Annotated in this window: 14 protein-coding genes; 12 read left to right on the top strand and 2 right to left on the bottom strand. The window is 45.4% G+C overall.

What is annotated here, in order from left to right; translation table 11 throughout:
• Positions 1-86 precede the first annotated feature (86 nt).
• From recC to ACUM5Y_RS01580, 6 genes are all read left to right on the top strand, one after another.
• Complete coding sequence (gene recC, locus ACUM5Y_RS01605; RefSeq protein ID WP_445975100.1) at positions 87-3,446, top strand: exodeoxyribonuclease V subunit gamma; 3,360 nt, start codon at positions 87-89, stop codon at positions 3,444-3,446.
• The gene (gene recB / locus ACUM5Y_RS01600) at positions 3,446-7,135 is read left to right on the top strand and encodes an exodeoxyribonuclease V subunit beta (protein WP_445975099.1); all 3,690 of its coding nucleotides are present in this window, start codon (positions 3,446-3,448) and stop codon (positions 7,133-7,135) included. Before recC ends, recB begins: the two co-directional genes overlap by 1 nt.
• On the top strand, positions 7,122-9,035 hold the full coding sequence (gene recD / locus ACUM5Y_RS01595; RefSeq protein WP_445975098.1) for an exodeoxyribonuclease V subunit alpha: 1,914 nt from the start codon (positions 7,122-7,124) through the stop codon (positions 9,033-9,035). Before recB ends, recD begins: the two co-directional genes overlap by 14 nt.
• 210 nt (positions 9,036-9,245) lie before the next feature.
• Positions 9,246-10,253, top strand: a complete 1,008-nt coding sequence (trpS, locus tag ACUM5Y_RS01590) for a tryptophan--tRNA ligase (protein ID WP_445975097.1) — start codon at positions 9,246-9,248, stop codon at positions 10,251-10,253.
• Positions 10,254-10,266: 13 nt separating this feature from the next.
• Positions 10,267-11,133, top strand: a complete 867-nt coding sequence (locus tag ACUM5Y_RS01585; protein ID WP_445975096.1) for a Tim44 domain-containing protein — start codon at positions 10,267-10,269, stop codon at positions 11,131-11,133.
• A 104-nt stretch (positions 11,134-11,237) separates the two neighbouring features.
• On the top strand, positions 11,238-11,744 hold the full coding sequence (locus ACUM5Y_RS01580; RefSeq protein ID WP_445975095.1) for a chemotaxis protein CheW: 507 nt from the start codon (positions 11,238-11,240) through the stop codon (positions 11,742-11,744).
• A 71-nt stretch (positions 11,745-11,815) separates the two neighbouring features.
• On the opposite strand, the gene ACUM5Y_RS01575 is transcribed toward ACUM5Y_RS01580, so the two are convergent.
• Positions 11,816-13,114, bottom strand: coding sequence for an inosine/guanosine kinase (locus tag ACUM5Y_RS01575; RefSeq protein WP_445975094.1), 1,299 nt, complete (start codon positions 13,112-13,114; stop codon positions 11,816-11,818).
• An 82-nt stretch (positions 13,115-13,196) separates the two neighbouring features.
• Here ACUM5Y_RS01575 and ACUM5Y_RS01570 point away from each other — a divergent pair, with 82 nt between their 5' ends.
• Together ACUM5Y_RS01570 and trxB are read left to right on the top strand one after the other, a co-directional pair.
• On the top strand, positions 13,197-13,964 hold the full coding sequence (locus ACUM5Y_RS01570; protein ID WP_445975093.1) for a HesA/MoeB/ThiF family protein: 768 nt from the start codon (positions 13,197-13,199) through the stop codon (positions 13,962-13,964).
• A 153-nt stretch (positions 13,965-14,117) separates the two neighbouring features.
• Entirely contained in the window at positions 14,118-15,071 is a 954-nt protein-coding gene (trxB, locus tag ACUM5Y_RS01565) for a thioredoxin-disulfide reductase (RefSeq protein WP_445975092.1), read from the top strand.
• A 97-nt stretch (positions 15,072-15,168) separates the two neighbouring features.
• Here trxB and ppa read toward each other — a convergent pair whose 3' ends face one another.
• Positions 15,169-15,699 carry an inorganic diphosphatase gene (gene ppa, locus ACUM5Y_RS01560; protein ID WP_445975091.1) on the bottom strand — a complete coding sequence of 177 codons (531 nt, stop codon included), beginning with the start codon at positions 15,697-15,699 and terminating at the stop codon, positions 15,169-15,171.
• A 206-nt stretch (positions 15,700-15,905) separates the two neighbouring features.
• On the opposite strand from ppa, the gene ihfB reads away from it, so the two are divergent.
• The 4 genes from ihfB to pyrF all read left to right on the top strand — a co-directional run bounded on the left by ihfB (position 15,906) and on the right by pyrF (position 18,570).
• The gene (ihfB, locus tag ACUM5Y_RS01555) at positions 15,906-16,211 is read left to right on the top strand and encodes an integration host factor subunit beta (RefSeq protein WP_445975090.1); all 306 of its coding nucleotides are present in this window, start codon (positions 15,906-15,908) and stop codon (positions 16,209-16,211) included.
• A gap of 74 nt (positions 16,212-16,285) precedes the next feature.
• The gene (locus ACUM5Y_RS01550) at positions 16,286-16,609 is read left to right on the top strand and encodes a lipopolysaccharide assembly protein LapA domain-containing protein (protein WP_445975089.1); all 324 of its coding nucleotides are present in this window, start codon (positions 16,286-16,288) and stop codon (positions 16,607-16,609) included.
• A gap of 5 nt (positions 16,610-16,614) precedes the next feature.
• Positions 16,615-17,790, top strand: a complete 1,176-nt coding sequence (lapB, locus tag ACUM5Y_RS01545; protein WP_445975088.1) for a lipopolysaccharide assembly protein LapB — start codon at positions 16,615-16,617, stop codon at positions 17,788-17,790.
• Positions 17,791-17,862: 72 nt separating this feature from the next.
• Entirely contained in the window at positions 17,863-18,570 is a 708-nt protein-coding gene (gene pyrF / locus ACUM5Y_RS01540) for an orotidine-5'-phosphate decarboxylase (protein ID WP_445975087.1), read from the top strand.
• Positions 18,571-18,661 lie beyond the last annotated feature (91 nt).

Here is an 18,661-nt window from a genome sequence, read left to right as displayed (position 1 = left end):
TCCCTTCTTTTTTATATCTCCCAAGGTTAGGCTTGTAAGTCGCAATTAAAATGCGATGACACTGGTGTTTTACATGGGATGTTTTGATGTTTCAGCTATATACTGGCAACCGTTTAGAAGATTTGGCCGCATTACTTGCTAAAATTCTGGCACTTTCACCTCCGCAAAATCCATTTGATGACGAACATATTCTGGTGCAGAACCCAGGTATGGCTCAATGGCTTAAAATGTATCTGGCGGACTCCCATTCGGTCGCCGCAGGGCTTGCTTTTCCACTGCCATCGACCTTCGTTTGGAAGGTTTTTAGTCAGGCTTTAACGGATATTCCCCAACAAAGTGAATTTAATAAGCCGTTTCTAGTGTGGCGCTTAATGCGTCTACTGGACACTCGCCTGCAAGACGAAGAATTCTCTGCGCTGAATTGGTACTTACAAGAGGATGATACGCAGGCTCGCCGTTATCAGCTTTGTAGCAGTGTGGCTGATATTTACGATCAATATCTAGTGTACCGTCCTGATTGGATTGCAGCATGGGAAGCTGGCCATATAGAGGATGAATCTCTAAAAGCGCTGTTTGCAGAGCAACCTTGGCAGCAAATTTTATGGCGCGACCTAGTGACGGATATTAGTCAGCAGGGCAGTTCTCTCTACCATAGGGGCAATCTGATCGAAGCCTTGCAAGAGGCCACTGTGTCCCGAACAAAACCTGTCGGTATACCGGAAAGAATTTTCATTTTTGGCGTCTCTTCTCTACCGCCAAATACCCTAGAATCACTGCGAGTGTTAGCCAGCTCTGGCTGGATAGAGGTGCATTTATTTCTGCAAAACCCTTGTCGTTATTATTGGGGTGATGTGGTGGACAAACACTACCTTGGCAGAGTCATAAAACGTCAAGCACTCAAGCCAGGCTTAGGCACCGATAGCTTACACCTTGATGCCAACCCTTTATTGGCCAGTTGGGGGCGTTTAGGCCGAGACTATATTGCCCAGTTGCAAGATATGGCCGATAACGAAATAGAGGTGTTTGAAGATTACTCAGACGCCTCGCAAGCAAGTTTATTGCAGTATGTTCAGCAAGATGTGCTTGAGCTTGAAAACCACGGTGCCAAACAAGAGCGAAGCCTAGATTATGCGGATGCGAACTATCGCCATAAGGTCTTGGTGGAGGATCAAAGTGTGCGCGTGCACCTGTGTCACAGCCCTTTACGCGAAGTAGAGGTGCTGCACGATCAATTGCTCGATATGTTTGAAAAGAACCCTCAACTGACGCCAAAAGACATTATTGTCATGCTTCCTGACGTGAACGCCTACAGCCCTTTTGTTAAGGCGGTGTTTTCTCAGGCTCAAGGTCACAAACACATTCCTTTTGCGCTGATTGACCAGTCGGGTAGTCTGGAAAACCCTATGGTGGACGCCTACCTATATTTACTAGGATTAGGCGAAAGTCGTTTCACCTTGTCCGAATTAATCAGTGTCTTAGAAGTGCCTGCGGTGTTAGCTCGATTTGAGCTAGACGTTGAGGAATTAGAGCGTATTCGTCAGTGGTCGGTTGAGGTTGGTGTACGTTGGGGGCTAGATGAAAAGACGGCTGCCTTACATGATTTGCCTGCCCAATCTTCCCATACTTGGTTGAACGGTATTCGCCGAATGTTGCTAGGGTATGCCATGGGGCATGATTACATTTGGCAAGATACTTTGAGCTATGGCGATGTGGAAGGCTTAGAAGCTGCGGTGGCGGGTAAACTGGCTGAATTTTTAGCGAAAATTAGCCAAGCACAACAACAATTGCAGCAAACCATGGGGCCGTCCCAATGGGTTTCCAGTTTATACAATTTGGCAGAAGAATTTTTTGCGGTAGCAGAGGATGACAGCTTCATGCCTTTGCTAACCAAGCAACTTGAAACCTTAACCTTGCAATGGCAGCAGGCATTTTTTGATGAACCTTTAGAAAGCAATGTGATGCGACAATTACTGGGGCCCATGTTACAAGAAGCACAAGGTAGCCAAAGGTTTCTAGCAGGTAGGGTGAATTTTTGTACGCTTATGCCGATGCGTTCCGTGCCCTTCAAAGTGATTTGTGTTCTGGGGTTGAATGAAGGGGATTACCCTCGCAGTGTGGCCCCTATGGGCTTTGATCTCATGGTGGGAGACTATCGAAGTGGTGACCGTAGCCGCCGAGAAGACGATAAATATCTGTTTCTTGAGGCCCTCATGTCGGCACGAGATTGTTTCTACGTCAGTTATGTTGGTCGCAATATCCAAGACAACAGCGAGAAAAACCCTTCTATATTGGTCAGTGAATTATTGGAATACATTGGTCAAAGTTGTGTGTTCCATGGTGATGAAAGCTTAGCGCCTGATGACGCCCAAGCAGCTTGCTTGCAGAGATTAATTGTTGAGCACCCTTTGCAACCCTTTAATATTCGCTATTACCAAAATGATTCAGCTGATAAAAATGCCTTATACAGCTTCAATGAGCATTGGCTGATGGCGGTGAATGGGGATAAAACTCCTGAGGCTGATGTCAGTTTTGAGCCTTTACAGAGCTTTGAGCAAGACTCACCTGAATTACCCTTAGAAGAAATTGGCCGTTTTATCTCTCATCCTGTGCGCTATTTTACCCAGCGCAGGTTGAAAGCTTATTTGTCTTTCAAGGAAGAGGAAGAGCTTGAAGACGAGCCTTTCTCCTTATCCGGTTTGGCGGGTTACCAGTTACGCAAAGATCTTTTGCAAGCCATGTTAGAAGACAAAGAAGAAATCTTCTTGCAAAGGCTTGCGCTGCAAGGAGTGCTTCCCTTTGGCGCGTTTGGGGAGTTAAACCTAGCGCAAAACAAAAACGAATGTAAACAGCTTGTGGATCTGCTAAAAACCTATCACCTAGAAGATTTAGACGCCGCAGAAATCAACTTTGAGTTAGCTGGGGTGACAATTCAAGCTTGGCTAGACAGACCCACAAGCACCACTCGATTGTCTTATCGCATTGGTGATGTGACAGCCCATCAAAAAATTCAAATGTGGCTAGAACACCTAGCTTTGTGTGTTCAGGGTACGCCGATGCAGCATCATCTCATTAACTTATCCAGAAAAAGTCGACAGCTCTCTCAGTTGGCGTTTACTTTACTACCGCCAAAGGAGGCTCAGCCTCATCTAGCGAAGATTTTAAGCCTGTTGAAAACGGGCCTGTGTCGTCCGCTTCCTCTGCCAGCAAAAAGCGCCGACGCCTGGTGTAAAAGTTATTGTTCCCCTAAAAAGGCGAATGATACAGAGCTTGCTTGGCAAGCGGCTGTGAGTACTTATCAATCATCAAGTGCCTTTGATAATGGTGAAGGCGAGGATGCCTATTGGCGACGCTATTACCCAGATTTAGGGCCCCATAGGGCGGAATTTGAGCACCTATGTGAAACCATTTGGTTGCCCATGTATCGTCATTTGGAGGTATTGGATTAATGGACGAATCAACTACTGCTCAGGATTTACCCGTGAGCTTATTGGATGCGCAAACCTTTCCCTTATTTGGCAAGCGGCTCATTGAAGCCAGCGCCGGCACAGGGAAAACCTATACTATTGCGAACCTATACCTGCGCCTTTTGGTGCCAACAGGTGCTCAAGGGGATTTAGAGCAGGCGTTAACGGTCGATCAAATTCTAGTGGTTACCTTTACTGAGGCCGCAACAGCAGAATTGAAAGCGCGGATTCGCTCAAGAATTCGGGTGGCTAGAAAAGCCCTTATGCTCGCTCAAAGTGACGATGCTTTCCTTGGGCCCTGGCTGGCACAAATGACGGAGCTGCAGCGCAAAGAGGGTATTGAAAAACTGCTGTATGCGGAAAAACAAATGGACGAGGCGGCGGTCTTTACCATCCATGGTTTTTGTCAGCGAATGCTCAGTCAAAATGCCTTTGAAAGCCGCATGTTGTTTCAACAAAGCATTGAAACGGATGAGCAAGTGCCCCTGTCGATGGCTGTGAAAGATGTATGGCGCAAAGAATTATATCCATTAAGCAAAGATCAAGCTTCTGTTATTCGGCCTATTTGGTCTTCTCCTGAGGCGCTGTTAAGTGATTTGTATCTGCTTAATAACCAGCCCGATGCCAAATTAGCCACCGAAAAATATGATTGGCAACAAGCGATTGAGCAGGCGCAACAACAAATAGCGGCAGTTCGTAAAGCTTGGTTGAACCAGCGACAGGACATTCTTGATGCTCTAAATTCAAGTGACATTAAACGTACTTTTTGGAAAGACACAGACAAGCATGCTCAAGCAATGGATTGTTGGGCCCTGTCGTCACAATTTGAACTAGATGGAAGCCTAGTAAAGTTTGATGCGAGCGAACATTACGAGTCCCGTATTAAAAAAGCGGGTCAGCCTCCGAGCCATCCATTTTTTGAACAAGTGCAAAGTCTACGAGAAATCTTTCCGGATCCTGCTCGCTTAAAAGCTGTATTGTTGGCGCATCTATGGCAGCAAGTGCAAGATCGCATGAAGCGCTGGAAGCACAGCACTCAATCGTTAACCTTTACGGATCTGCTGACGTCTTTGGATGTGGCGTTGGCACAAGAAGAGAGTGGTAAACTGGCCGCACGGATACGCCACCTTTATCCGATTGCTTTGATTGATGAGTTTCAGGATACCGACGCCGTTCAATACCGGATATTTTCCAATGTTTATGCCCCAGCGAAGAGTGATCAAAGTCAGCTGGGATTGATTATGATAGGTGATCCAAAGCAAGCGATTTATGCGTTTCGTGGGGCTGATATATACACTTATCTAGCGGCCAAAAAACAAGTAGACAGTGTTTATTCTCTTGCTACTAATTACCGTTCTTCAGCCGCCATGATTCAGTCGGTAAATCAGCTGTTTAGTACCCAAGAGCAACCCTTTCGAGTTTCGGGCATTCCGTTTGTTCAGGTACAAGACAGGGGTATAAATGGCGGCTTTGTGCGTGGTCACGACACTCAGTCTGCCCTGCAGTTTCTGTATCAAGCATCGGAAGATTCCGTTAGCAGTAAAAACTATATGCAGACCATGGCTGAGGCGTGTGCGGCTCACTTACATAAGTTGTTGCTGGAAGGCCAACAAGGGCAAGCCTTGATTTCTGGCCAAGGGGTACGGCCAAAAGATGTTGCCTTGTTGGTAACCAATTTTAATCAGGCGAATCATTTAAAGTTCGCCCTTAGGGAGCGGGGCATTGCAAGTGTTTATCTCAGTGACAAAGGCTCGGTATTTGAAACTGTTGAAGCCCATGAGCTGCTTATTGTACTGACCGCTGTGTTAGCCAATGGGGATGAATTTAAATTACGCTCGGCTCTTGCCACGGCACTCGTGCAGTGGAGCTTAGCGGATCTAGATACCTTGAATCATGATGATTTAGTCTATGAAAGATGGGTGCAGGCGTTTCAGAATTATTTACGCTTATGGGAAGAGCAGGGCTTGTTGCCTATGTTGCGAACTTTCATGGCCGATGTGGATCTTGCACAAAACATGCTTGGCCAAGTAGGTGGAGAAAGACGTTTAACCGACTTCTTGCACCTTTGTGAAAAATTGCAGCAAAAGTCCCAAGAGCTGGACTCGAAGGAAGGAGTACTACGTTATTTACGGTTAGCGATTCAAACCCCCAATGGTGCCAGCGACGAGCAAAAAATCCGCTTAGAAACTGATGCGGAATTGGTGCGTATTGTTACTATACACAAGAGCAAAGGCTTGGAATATCCTCTTGTCTATTTGCCCTTTGCCTTCACGCCTTATTCTCGCCGAGAAAAATCCGCTTTATACCATGATGCAGACCAGCAGTTGTGGATTGCTATTGACCCGGATGAAGGGCAAAAAGCAGCCCATGAAGAAGAGCTCTATGCGGCGGAAATTCGCTTAGCTTATGTTGCCTTAACTCGCGCCAAAGAAGCATGTTTTATTGGTGCTATGGAGGTGGGGAAAGCAGCGACGAAAAACCGTGGGGCTGTGTCTGAAATTCACTTAAGCGGTGTGGGGGCTCTTGTAGCAGAAGGTGAGCCATTGGATGCAGGCGATTTATACAAAAGCTTACAAAGGTTATCAGCGAGTTCACCTAAAGAGCACATTGCCCTTGTGGATATGCCTCAAGAAGCGGCTGAGTTGCCTAGATTTAGCTTGCAAGAACAAGAGCCAACAAATGCCCAAGTTCGAAATTTTAATGGCCGAATAGAGCGAGATTGGTGGGTTGGCAGTTATTCCTCTTTAGTGGTGGAAAGCAAAAATCATCAAGACGAAAGCTTACCTGGCCTAGATGAAAATATGAGGCTCATGGAAGATAAGCTTGAGGTTGTGCCAGAGGCTGAAATATTGCCTGAGGTTGAGCCGGTTGAAAGCCGTTTTACTTTTCCGAAAGGGGCTAAGCCCGGTACCTTCTTGCACGATACCCTAGAGGGTAAAGGCTTGCAGCCTAAAATTAACCAACCAAGTTTTAAAGACTTGCTACAGGTGCGTCATCAAGCGACGCTTGGGGAATATTACCAACGCCAAGGTTATGCAGAATGGCAAGAGGTGCTCAATGCCTGGTTGGTGGATATTGTGAACACAGAATTGCTCGAAGGGGTCAGTTTAGGGGCTTTGCCAGTAGCGCAGTGTCGTAAAGAGATGGAGTTCTTTATCCCGGTGGGTGGCATGAATGCTTTGCAATTGGATGCCATTGCTCGCCAATATGATCCAGTCTCTCGCCAAGCCCCAAGCATTCAGGATCGCCAACTCAAAGGCATGTTAAAAGGCTTCATTGATTTGCTATTTGAATGGCAAGGGCGGTATTACGTTTTGGATTATAAATCTAACTATTTAGGCGATACCTTTGCCGACTACCGTGACCAGCATTTGCAGGATGCCATGGCAGAGCATAGGTATGACTTACAGTATCAGCTTTATACCCTGGCACTGCATAGATTGCTCAAGCAGAGATTGCCAGACTACGATTATGACAAGCATGTGGGCGGTGTTGTTTATACTTTCCTAAGAGGCATGCAGGTGGGCGAAAAGACAGGTATCTATACCTCAAGATTAAGCTTGGCCCATGTGGAAGCATTGGACTTGTTGTTTCAGGGTAAAACCACAGCAAAGCCGCCAATAAAAGCGGCCGTGAAGAGCGATGAGGTGGTGCAGTTTGGACTTTTTTAAACAGCTCGAGGTGACAGAACAAAATTTACCGTCAGCCGCTTTAAAGCAGGATTGGTTAGCTGAGTGGCAAACCAAAGGCGTGCTGCGTGCCATTGATCGTCAATGGATAGAGCAACTAAGCCAACATGTTGGAGAAGAAAATCCAGCCTTATTAGTAGCTGGTAGCTTATGCAGTGCTTTTCTCGGAGCGGGCCATATTTGCATCGATTTATCAGCGATTTGGCAATCTTCCGTCGAGAATGTATCCGTTGGAACACTGCGTCGTATCTTGCGTGAGGCTGGTGTGCAGAGTCTTGCAGACTGGTGCGAGAATCTTAAAAGCAGCGCTTTAGTGGGGGATGACAAAGAGGAACAGGCCACGCCTTTGGTGTTGGTCAATCAGCGTTTGTATTTGTACCGCTATTTCCAATATGAGCAAACCCTTATTCAGTATCTGGACAATCAACTTAATAGGTCGGCCTTTTCTGTCGACAGTGACTTGTTGGCAAGGCTTTTTGAAGCATCTAATGCTGAGCCAGATTGGCAGAAGGTGGCGGTGGCCAATGCCGCGAGCTTGGGCTTTTCGGTGATCAGTGGCGGGCCGGGGACAGGTAAAACAACCACGGTTACTAAGTTGTTGGCCTTGCTGGTTGGTCAAGCCATGAATGAAGGGCAATCATTAAAGATTGCCTTGGCCGCCCCCACAGGAAAGGCCGCAGCACGACTGACGGAATCTATCACTCGTGCCAAAGAATCCTTGCCACTAAGTGCTGAAATCACAGCGGCTATACCTGATCAAGCCAGCACCTTGCATCGCCTACTTGGCAGTGACTTTGGTCGCAGTCGTTTTAAGCACAATGAACAAAACCCATTACACCTCGACATCTTGCTGGTGGACGAAGTGTCCATGGTCGATCTTCCTATGATGGCCAAGCTCATTGAAGCCTTGCCTAAGCATTGCCGTTTAATTTTGCTAGGGGACAAAGATCAGCTGGCTTCTGTGGAAGCTGGCAGTATTTTAGGGGATATGACCCATGGCATTGAAAATGCCTACTTCCAGCCAGACTGGGCCGATTATCTTGCGCGAGTCAGCCAGCAACCTTTACAAGCTTTTGGTAACCCACATGCTCCTAAAATTAGCCGTGCTTTGACCTTGTTGCGCACCAGTTATCGATTTTCCAAAGACAGCGGCATCGGGCGCCTGGCAAATGCGGTAAATATGGGAGATAAACAAGCCGTTATGTCCTGCCTAAAGGCAGGTTTAGGGGATGTGCAATGGCGTCTTAGCCAAACAAAACCCATTCAGAGCGATATGGCTGAGTTAGCCAATGGCTACGATGATTATTGGCAAGGCGTTCGTGACAATGCTGCCATCGCCCTTTTGTTTGAGAAGTTTTCTGCTTTTCAAATACTCACCGCGGTACGCCAAGGGGAGTGGGGCGTAGAGCATATTAACCGTCAGCTAGAAGAGTATTTTTTCAAGCGAGGGCGGATCAAAGACCTGCATACTTGGTATCCGGGTAAAGCTGTCATGCTCACGCGAAATGATAAAGGACTCAACCTGTTCAACGGGGATATCGGTCTGTGCATGCCAGATGAAGATAACCGTTTGAGGGTTTGGTTTATGCAGCCCGATGGTAGCTTCAAAGGCTTGTTGCCCAGCCGACTAAGCGAATTCGAAACAGTCTTTGCCATGACAGTGCATAAATCCCAAGGTTCTGAGTTTGATCAAGTCATTCTTTTATTGCCGGTGAACTCATCGCCTGTGTTGACCCGAGAGTTAATTTACACAGGGATTACCCGTGCGAAACAGGCGTTCACCCTTTGGGGGCCAGAGCTGTTAATTTATGAAGCGGTGGATAGGCGCGTCCAGCGTTACTCCGGCCTCAAGCCGATACTCTGGCCAAGGGAAGCGACTTGATAAAGTAAATTTCATCACCATAAAGTGAGTATTGAGAAAAAACATTTATAAATTCATGAGTTAGTTAAAAGTATTTGTAACCCTAGTGATGACTTATAGTGTGATCTAGAGGATAAATAAATATACAATCAAGGCATTACGAACCATAGTTTCTTTGTGGTAGGGTAAGCGCAAATTACATATTTTAGAGAGCAGGAAAGAGTAGTAGTAATGGCTAAAGAGATCGTTTTAACAGGTGTAACAACGACAGGTATACCACATTTAGGTAATTATGCAGGAGCGATTCGTCCTGCTATTGAAGCCAGCCAAAATCCAGAAACAGAAGCGTATTTTTTCTTGGCGGATTACCATGCATTGATCAAATGTCAGGACCCTGAGCGAGTTAAAGAGTCACGTTTAGCCATTGCGGCGACTTGGCTTGCTTGTGGTCTAGATACTGATAAAGCGACTTTCTACCGTCAATCCGACATTCCTGAAATTGCCGAACTTAACTGGCTACTTACTTGTGTCACAGCCAAAGGCCTAATGAATCGCGCCCATGCTTATAAAGGTGCGGTGGATGAAAACATCGCGAATCAACAAGATCCTGATTTTGGCATTACCATGGGGTTGTTCTGTTACCCAGTGCTTATGGCCGCTGACATCTTGGCTTTTAATGCCCATAAAGTGCCTGTAGGTCGGGATCAAATTCAACACATTGAAATGGCTCGCGACATAGCGGGCCGTTTCAACCACTTATTTGGTGAGCATTTTGTGCTACCAGAGGCCGTTGTTGGCGAAGAAGGCTCTATCTTAAAGGGTCTAGATGGCCGTAAGATGAGTAAGAGTTACAACAATACAATTCCATTATTTGATACCGAAAAGAAACTGCAAAAAGGCATTAATAAGATCAAAACCAACTTGTTGGAACCAGGTGAAGCTAAAGACCCAGATGACTCAGTGGTATTTGATATTTATAAGGCCTTTGCCACACCTGAGCAGGTATTGGAAATGCGCCAGAAATTCGCTGATGGTATTGCTTGGGGTGAAGCCAAGAAGGAACTCTTCGCCTTGGTTAATGGTCAATTAAGTGAGCCTCGTGAAAAGTACTTTGAATTAATAGCCAATCCTGCCCACGTGGAGGAAGTGTTACAAGCCGGTGCTGCTAAAGCTCGTGCTCGTACCCAAGAACTAATTTCAAACCTACGCAATGCGGTGGGTTTAGTGAATTTTAATTAAGTGGAGTAATCCTGTGAAAACTAGTGTATTTGCCATGTTAATGGCGTTTGTTTTAGCAATAGGCGCTGGCGGTTATAGTGCTGAAGTGCAAGCCAAAAAGTTTGGTGGTGGCAAGAGCTTTGGTAAAAGCTTTTCCATAGCGAAACCTAAAAGTGCGACGTCAACGACCAACAAAGCCACCACGACAGGTGCTAATTCTACCACTAAAAAAGGCGGCTTTTTGGGCGGCTTAGGCGGTGGTTTATTAGGTGGTCTGTTGGTAGGTGGTCTGTTTGCTACCTTGTTTGGTAGTGGTGCATTTGAAGGTATTTCCTTCGGTGACATTCTACTGTTTGCCTTGATTGGCTTCCTAATTTACAAGTTCTTTATCGCACCAAAACGCCGTGCAGCTGAGGCGCAAGCAGGTACGAATGGTATGTTCCGTGAAATGCCTAACTCAACCCGCGATAACGTACAGCCTTCGCCAATGGCAGGTATGTCAGGGTTTGGTGCTCAGCCAGAAATGCAATTTCCACCGGGCTTTAATGAGCAAGCATTTGTCGCAGAAGCTAAAAATCATTACATCGCCTTGCAGAAAGCTTGGGATGATAACGACTTTAATGAAATTCTCGACTATGTAAGCCCAGAGCTATACAACATGTTGGTGAAAGAACGCGCTAACTATGGTGACGACAAGCCTCGTACAGAAGTGATTTCCCTAATGGTGGAATTGGTTCGTGGTGAGTTTGTTGGCTCAACAGCTTCTATCTCTTTGCAATTTTCTGGTTGGATTAAAGAAGGCGATCAAACGTCTGATACCAATGAAATTTGGCATCTAGAGAAAAGTATGACTGAAGCGAATGCTAATTGGACCATTGTTGGTATCCAACAAGAGAGTTAATTAATTCGCTGTTTTGCTCGTAAACTCATCTTGATTTATCTAAGATAGAAACATCAAGATGAGTTTTACACTTCTCTAAATTAAATCGAATATGGATGCGAGCCATGTCAGAATTAGCAACTATTAATGAATCCAACAAAGCCGTTGCTGAAAGCAAAAAAGGCGAATTACTGCAGTATTTAACGTTCAAACTTATTGATGAAACCTATGGCATTAATGTCATGCAGATCAAAGAAGTTTTGCGATACAGTGAAATTGCTCCAGTACCTGGAGCGCCTTCATACGTGCTAGGTATTGTGAATTTGCGCGGTAATGTTGTTACGGTAGTGGATACTCGAGCGCGTTTTAGCTTGCCTGAGTGCAGCATTACAGACGACACTCGTATCATTATTATCGAGCATGATGGTGAACAGATTGGTTTGCTGGTGGACGCGGTACAAGAAGTGTTTTACCTATATCAGGGTGAAATCGAGCAAAGCCCAAGTGTTGGTAATGATGAAGCACTGAAATTTATTCAGGGTGTTTATCAAAAAGACGACGAGCTCGTGATTTTGCTAGAGCTTAATCGTATGTTCGAAGCCAATGAAGCTTTGGGTATAGAATCTATGTAATAACCTGTTTGGTTGTTGCAGAAAAAAGCCATGCATTGCATGGCTTTTTGCGTTTTAAACCCTACTGGGAATTATCTTTCCCAGTAGCTCTCTTCCAAGCTGTCCTCTTTTTCAGGCAAACCTCTAGATAGACGAGAAGCATTTTGTGCCAAGATTTCATAGCTCACGCGATTCGAATATTTGCAGATTTGAGCAAAAGAGGAGTAAGCCAAGAAAGGCGCCACATGCTTGCTTGAGTTTGGTATGGCTTCCTTATGAAAATGGTTCGCTGAAATGTCATGCAGCAAGGCTGATAGTGCCCCGTCACCAGCGCCATTGGTGTTGCGGATTTTTTCTGGCCCGCCCATGTAGGGATCAATATGGGAGAAGACTTTAATCGGCTGTTTGCAGTTAGCACGCAACATAGGACGGCTAAACTCCCAACGGTTAAAGTCAGCAAGGCTACCGGATTTAATAGGGTTGCTGGTTTCGCGCTTTACCGTTTCATCCGTATGACCACATAGGTAGAGGCCTTCAGGGCCTGCTGTCAGTAGCACCACATCAACATGGTCTAAGATGGCATCGGCGGCCAGTAATGGGTCAGCAAAACCTGTTAGGGCTTCTGCTTCTAGCTCATTCATCGCCAGTACATTGACGTCACGCTTGATGATCTCAAGTAACTCTTCGCGATTTTCTTCCACCAAATGCTTAGTGCCAAGTGTTAAGATGGTGGGCACATTATGCTGATTCGCCAATTGTAAGGCTTTCAGCATGGCTTGCTTAATAGGCTTATCTTGATGACGCAGAGGGTAGGCACAAGTCACCAGTGCCGCGGCGCCAGCAATAATGTTTTCAGGAATGTGGTCGCTGTTTAATTCATCCATGTCCCCAGGTGCGATAGCAAAGGTGCGTTCGCCATCTGGTGTGATAAGCGTAATGCCGCGGCCAATATCGCCTGTTACCCCTTGCAGGTGGTTCATATCGACCTTGCTGCTGGTGTGGCAAATATAATGATAGGCTGGAGATCCAAGGGCTATGTTTGAGGACATGACGCCCAGCAATACAGATTTATCGTCTGCCAAGACCGAATAGTTATGAATCGTATTGCCTATGGTGCCACCGGCAAAATGATCCGAAATCGATTGCTCAGCGGTGAGTTGTTCATAAATAGCTGAAGCGGTTTCGGCATCCACTAGGTTGGATAATCCCTTTTGTATTTTATAATGGGTCAGAAACTCATCACTGACGTTAGCAACAACGTCGACGATGGTTTCATCCAGCCCAACAATGTAAGAATCTTTATCGGGTCGTACTTCCGAAGTCGGCAGTGTGGGTTTTGCTTGAGAAACGGGGAAGTAATGTTTAAGTTTGCGTCTGCCTGGAAATTTCATAGTTGGGCTCATTGATAAGTAATGGCTGATTTTAACAAATTATTTTAAGTTCGGCACAATTCATCTGATAAGTAAGGTAAAAATGAACGAATTAGAACTGGATCGATATAGCCGCCAGCTGTTGCTAGCGAACTTTGATGTGCAAGGACAGCTTGCTCTAGGTGAAGCTAATATTCTGATTGTTGGCTTAGGGGGCTTAGGAAATATTGCGGCAACTTATTTAGCAACAGCAGGGGTTGGGCATTTACAGCTGGCTGATGACGATAAAATTGAGGCCAGTAATCTTCCCCGCCAAGTTCTGTTTGATGAAGACCAGATAGGTGACTATAAAGCGCAAGCCGCTGCTCAACAAATTGTTAAGAAAAACCCTGCGGCTAAAGTGACTGTTTTAACAGAACGCTTGGCAGGGGAGGCTCTTGCGAACTGCGTTGCCAATGCCGATGTGGTGCTGGACTGCTGCGATAATTTTGCTACTCGACAGCAGATCAATCGAGCCTGCTTTAAGCTAAAAAAACCATTAGTGAGCGCTGCTGCGATTCGTTGGGAAGGCCAATTAATCAGTTTTCGCTTCGATCAGCAACAAAGCCCTTGCTATGAGTGTCTCTACCCTGAGTTATCAGATCGCCAACTAAGCTGTAATGAAAGCGGTATTATTGGCCCTGTGGTGGGTAGCCTTGGGGTACTGCAAGCTTTAGAAGGCTTAAAAATTGCCAGTGGCTGTGGGCAAGTGGAGCATGGCTTGCTCAAACTCTTTGATGGCTTCGCTGGCCGTTGGCGAGAGCTACGTTTAACTCAAGATACCCAATGTGTGGTCTGTGGGAGCCGTCACTCCTGTAATGTCTCAGACTAAACCTTGAAACTTCATAGAGTGCCCCTATTTTAGTTATTAAGATTTTTCGCTAAGTTTTTTAGCCTTTTTTCGTTAGAATCACCTCAAGACTTTTAGCCCGACTACTTTATTCTGTACTTGGTTGGGCATTTACCTATTTACCGGAGCAATTTTATGAGCGATGTAAAGCACGCTAAATTAATGATTTTAGGATCTGGCCCTGCAGGTTACACAGCAGCCGTTTATGCGGCTCGTGCCAATCTTAGCCCTGTCATGATTACAGGTATGCAAATGGGCGGACAGCTAACCACAACGACAGAAGTGGATAACTGGCCTGGTGATGATCAAGGCGTGCAAGGTCCGGAACTCATGGAGCGTATGCGTAAGCACGCTGAGCGTTTTGAAACAGAAATCATTTTTGATCACGTCAATAAAGTTGATCTAGAAAACCGCCCATTCCGCTTAGAGGGTGACAGCGGTGTATACACTTGTGATGCCTTGATTATTTCAACCGGTGCCAGTGCTCAATATTTGGGTCTTGAGAGTGAAACTAAGTTCATGGGACAAGGGGTTTCTGCTTGTGCGACCTGTGATGGTTTCTTCTACCGTAACCAAGATGTGGCGGTGATTGGTGGTGGTAATACGGCTGTGGAAGAAGCGCTTTACCTAGCAAATATTGCTAAATCCGTTACGGTCATTCACCGTCGTGATAAATTCCGCTCTGAAAAGATCCTAGCGGACAAAATCCTAGAAAAAGCTAAGAATGGCAACGTAAACATCGAGTGGCATTCCGAACTGGATGAAGTGTTAGGTGATGATGGCGGTGTAACAGGCATCCGTGTTAAGAATAACCAAACGGGTGAAAAGAAAGACATCGCGGTAGCAGGTGTGTTTGTTGCCATTGGCCACAAGCCAAACACAGATATCTTCCAAGGTCAGCTGGAGATGAAAGATGGCTACTTGAAAGTACAAACTGGATCAGAAGGTAATGCTACCCAAACTAGTATTGAAGGTGTCTTTGCCGCAGGTGATGTAAGTGACCATATTTATCGTCAAGCCATTACATCGGCGGGCACGGGTTGTATGGCGGCATTGGATGCAGAGCGCTACTTGGATTCACTAGAATAAGAATTAGACTTATTTTAGAGCAAAAAAAATCGATCCACGGATCGATTTTTTTATTTTCGCTTTACTTAAAAAAGCAAAGCGAGAAAGAAGCTCAGTGTTATTGAGCGTTGTAAGCTTCTACGCCTTCAACAATGGCTTTTTTCGCTTCTTCAGCGCTTGCCCAGCCTTCTACTTTTACCCACTTGCCTTTTTCAAGGGTTTTGTAATTTTCGAAGAAGTGCTCGATTTGGTCACGTAGCAATTGTGGAATATCGTTCACATCTTGAATGTGGCCGTATTCTTTGCTCAATTTTTCATGAGGTACAGCTACCAATTTTGCATCCATACCTGCTTCGTCAGACATGTTCAAAACACCAACAGGGCGGCAACGAATAACGGAACCAGCAACCACTGGGTAAGGAGTGATAACCAATACATCAACTGGATCGCCATCATCAGCTAGCGTGTTGTTAACGTAGCCGTAGTTAGCAGGGTAGAACATAGGCGCCGTCATGAAACGGTCCACTACTAGGGCGTCCATGTCTTTGTCTACTTCATATTTTACTGGGTTAGCTTCCGCCGGGATTTCGATGATTACATTGATATCGTTTGGCGCATCTTTGCCTGCAGGGATATTGCTATAGCTCATTGTCTTGTCTTCCAGAGTGTTAAATATGGGGCTATTATAAAAGCTAGATTGTGTCTATGCCAGTTATCATACCTATCCATAATCAATATTCACCATTTTTACGAAAGAAAAACGTCAAATCCGAGCTTAAAAACGCATAACTTATTGCTTTCTTTCTAGATTTAGCTAGTCTTAGGTAGTGATCAAAATATAGTCGTGAGGAAAAAATGACGAAATCTGAGCTGATAGAACTGCTAATCGATCAGCAATCACACTTGCCGGTCAAAGATGTAGAGCAGTCAATTAAAGCAATGCTGGAACATATGTCTGACGCTTTGGCAAATGGAGAGCGCATAGAAATTAGAGGTTTTGGTAGTTTCTCGCTTCATTATCGAGCGCCGAGAATTGGTCGAAACCCTAAAACAGGTGAATCGGTAGAGCTAAACGCGAAATATGTACCGCATTTTAAGCCAGGGAAAGAGTTAAGAGAGTTGGTCAATTCATTAGATGATGAAATGAACGAACTTAATTAATTTACATCTTATGCCTCGAATTTTTAGTGCTATCACGGCATAATGTTACCATTCTCTTATTGGTAGGTTGAATTATGCTCAAATGGTTTAAAAGGGTTGTCCTAACCGTCCTAATCATTTTCTTTTTAGCCGTCGGTGTCTTTTTTGCGATACGCAATCCCCAGCTTATTCGTCTGGACTTAGTTTTCTGGCAAGCACCAGAATTGAGTGTTGCGCTCTATACTATTATTGCTTTTTCTTTTGGTGCCATAGTTGCGCTATTGGTTAGCTCCATTACCTACCTACGCTCCGAACGTCAGATTCGTGTTTTACAACGTCGTTATGACAAGGTATTCAACGAACTAGATGCCCTAAGAAAAGACTCTATTACGAAAGAACTTTCAGTTCGCAAGGAGTAATGGAGTTGGCCGAAGTCGGGTTATTTCTGGTTCTTTTTATTGCCCTGTTTGTTGGCTGGGCAATGGGGAAAAAAAGCCCTTCGAAGAAACCAAAGCAGGACAAAAAATCAGTCCCTGCAAACTACTTTCGCGGCCTAAATCACCTTCTTAATGATCAGCACTCGGAAGCCATTGATGCTTTCGTCGACTCACTAGAAGTCAATTCCGAAACCTTTGATATTCACCTAACATTGGGCAACTTGTTCCGTAAAAAAGGTGAAATTCAAAAGGCAATCAATATCCATCAAAGCCTCTTAGCCCGTCCAGAAATTTCCCAGCGTGAAATGCGTATGGTGCAACTCGAGTTGGCCAGTGACTTTATGTCTGCAGGTTTGCTAGACCGAGCAGGCAGGCTTTTACTCAACATGGCGTCAGCTAAGAAAAATGAATTCCAGCCGAAAATTCTTACCCTGTTAGTAGATTTGTACGAGTTTGAGCAGAGCTGGGATAAGGCCATTCAAATTGGTGGCGAGTTACTGAAAGAAGTACCGAGTAAGAAAGAGACTAAACGAATTGCCCACTTCCATTGTGAAATGGCCAGTGAAGCTCAGAAAAAAGAGCAGTGGCGACAGGCTTATCAATTCTACAAATCCGCTTTAGAGGTTGACCCAAGTTGTGTTCGAGCCAGTATCGGTGCGGCCGATGTGCTAAGCCAGCAACGTCGCTATCGTGATGCCATAAAAGAGTTAAAACACGCTGCGGAGCAAGATCCAGAGTTTATCTCGATTATTTTGCCTAAGCTCCAAGACAGTTATCAGCGTATTTGGGGCAGCAGTGGCTATTTCAAATTCCTTCAGGAACAGAACCAAAAGAAACCTTCTGCCAGTTTAATTATGGCGTTGGTGGCCCATTATCGTGAAACCGATAAGGATTATGCTGAGATGTTTTTGGTGGAGCAGTTACGTGCTCACCCGACCATTAAAGGCTTTAAAGAACTGATTAACCTACAATTAGCCGATAGTGATGATTATGACCAACAGCACCTTGTGGTGCTGTATGAACTGATCAATCAATTAGTTGAAGCGAAGCACAAATACCAGTGCCGACAATGTGGTTTTGCTGGTCATCAGCTGCACTGGCAATGCCCAAGCTGTAAAAGCTGGGGCATGGTGAAACCGATTCATGGCTTAGAAGGCGAATAGCTTTCTGCCAAGGGGTATTCCTTCCAATACTAGTTTGCCCTGACATTTGAACTTTAGATAAGAGGACATTGAATGAGCTGCCAATCCCCTATAGTGGTTGCCCTAGACTTTCCAACCATGGCGCAATCCATTGAGATGGCGAAACGACTGGATCCAAAACTATGCCGAGTGAAGGTGGGAAAAGAGCTTTTCACCACAGCAGGTCCTGTAATTTTGGATGAGTTGCATAATTTGGGATTTGATATTTTCCTCGATCTAAAATTTCATGACATCCCAAACACAGTCGCGAACGCTGTGTCTGTCGCGGCAAAGGCTGGCGTGTGGATGGTCAATGTCCATGCCAGTGGTGGTCGCCGCATGATGGAAGCCTCGGCCAATGCGCTACAGCAACTTCCCGATCAAAATACCCTATTAATAGCGGTAACCGTTTTAACCAGTATGGATCAATCCGACTTATTGGAAGTAGGCATTGACCTAACTCCAGAACAGCACGTTAAACGCTTGGCAAGCTTGGCTAAGTCTTCTGGCATGGATGGTGTCGTGTGTTCGGCCCAAGAATCCGCAATGTTATCTAGCGAGCTTGGTAAAGACTTTGTCTTAGTGACGCCGGGCATTCGCCCCGTGGGCTCTGCTCAAGGGGATCAGAAACGTATTATGACACCAGCCCAAGCCATGGCGGCGGGCAGTCATTATTTAGTAATGGGGCGTCCAATCACGCAAGCAGACGATCCGATTGCTGTATTAACACAATCTAACCAAGATTTAGGTGTGGCAATATAAGCTTACAAATTGGCGCAAATCGTTGCGAATAGCCTTTGAAAGATAATTAGGCTTACTTCTATTCTTAAACCGCTTCTCCAATGAGAAGCGG

The sequence above is a fragment of the Marinomonas dokdonensis genome (assembly GCF_052747885.1).
This window is presented reverse-complemented; position numbering and strand designations above follow the sequence as displayed.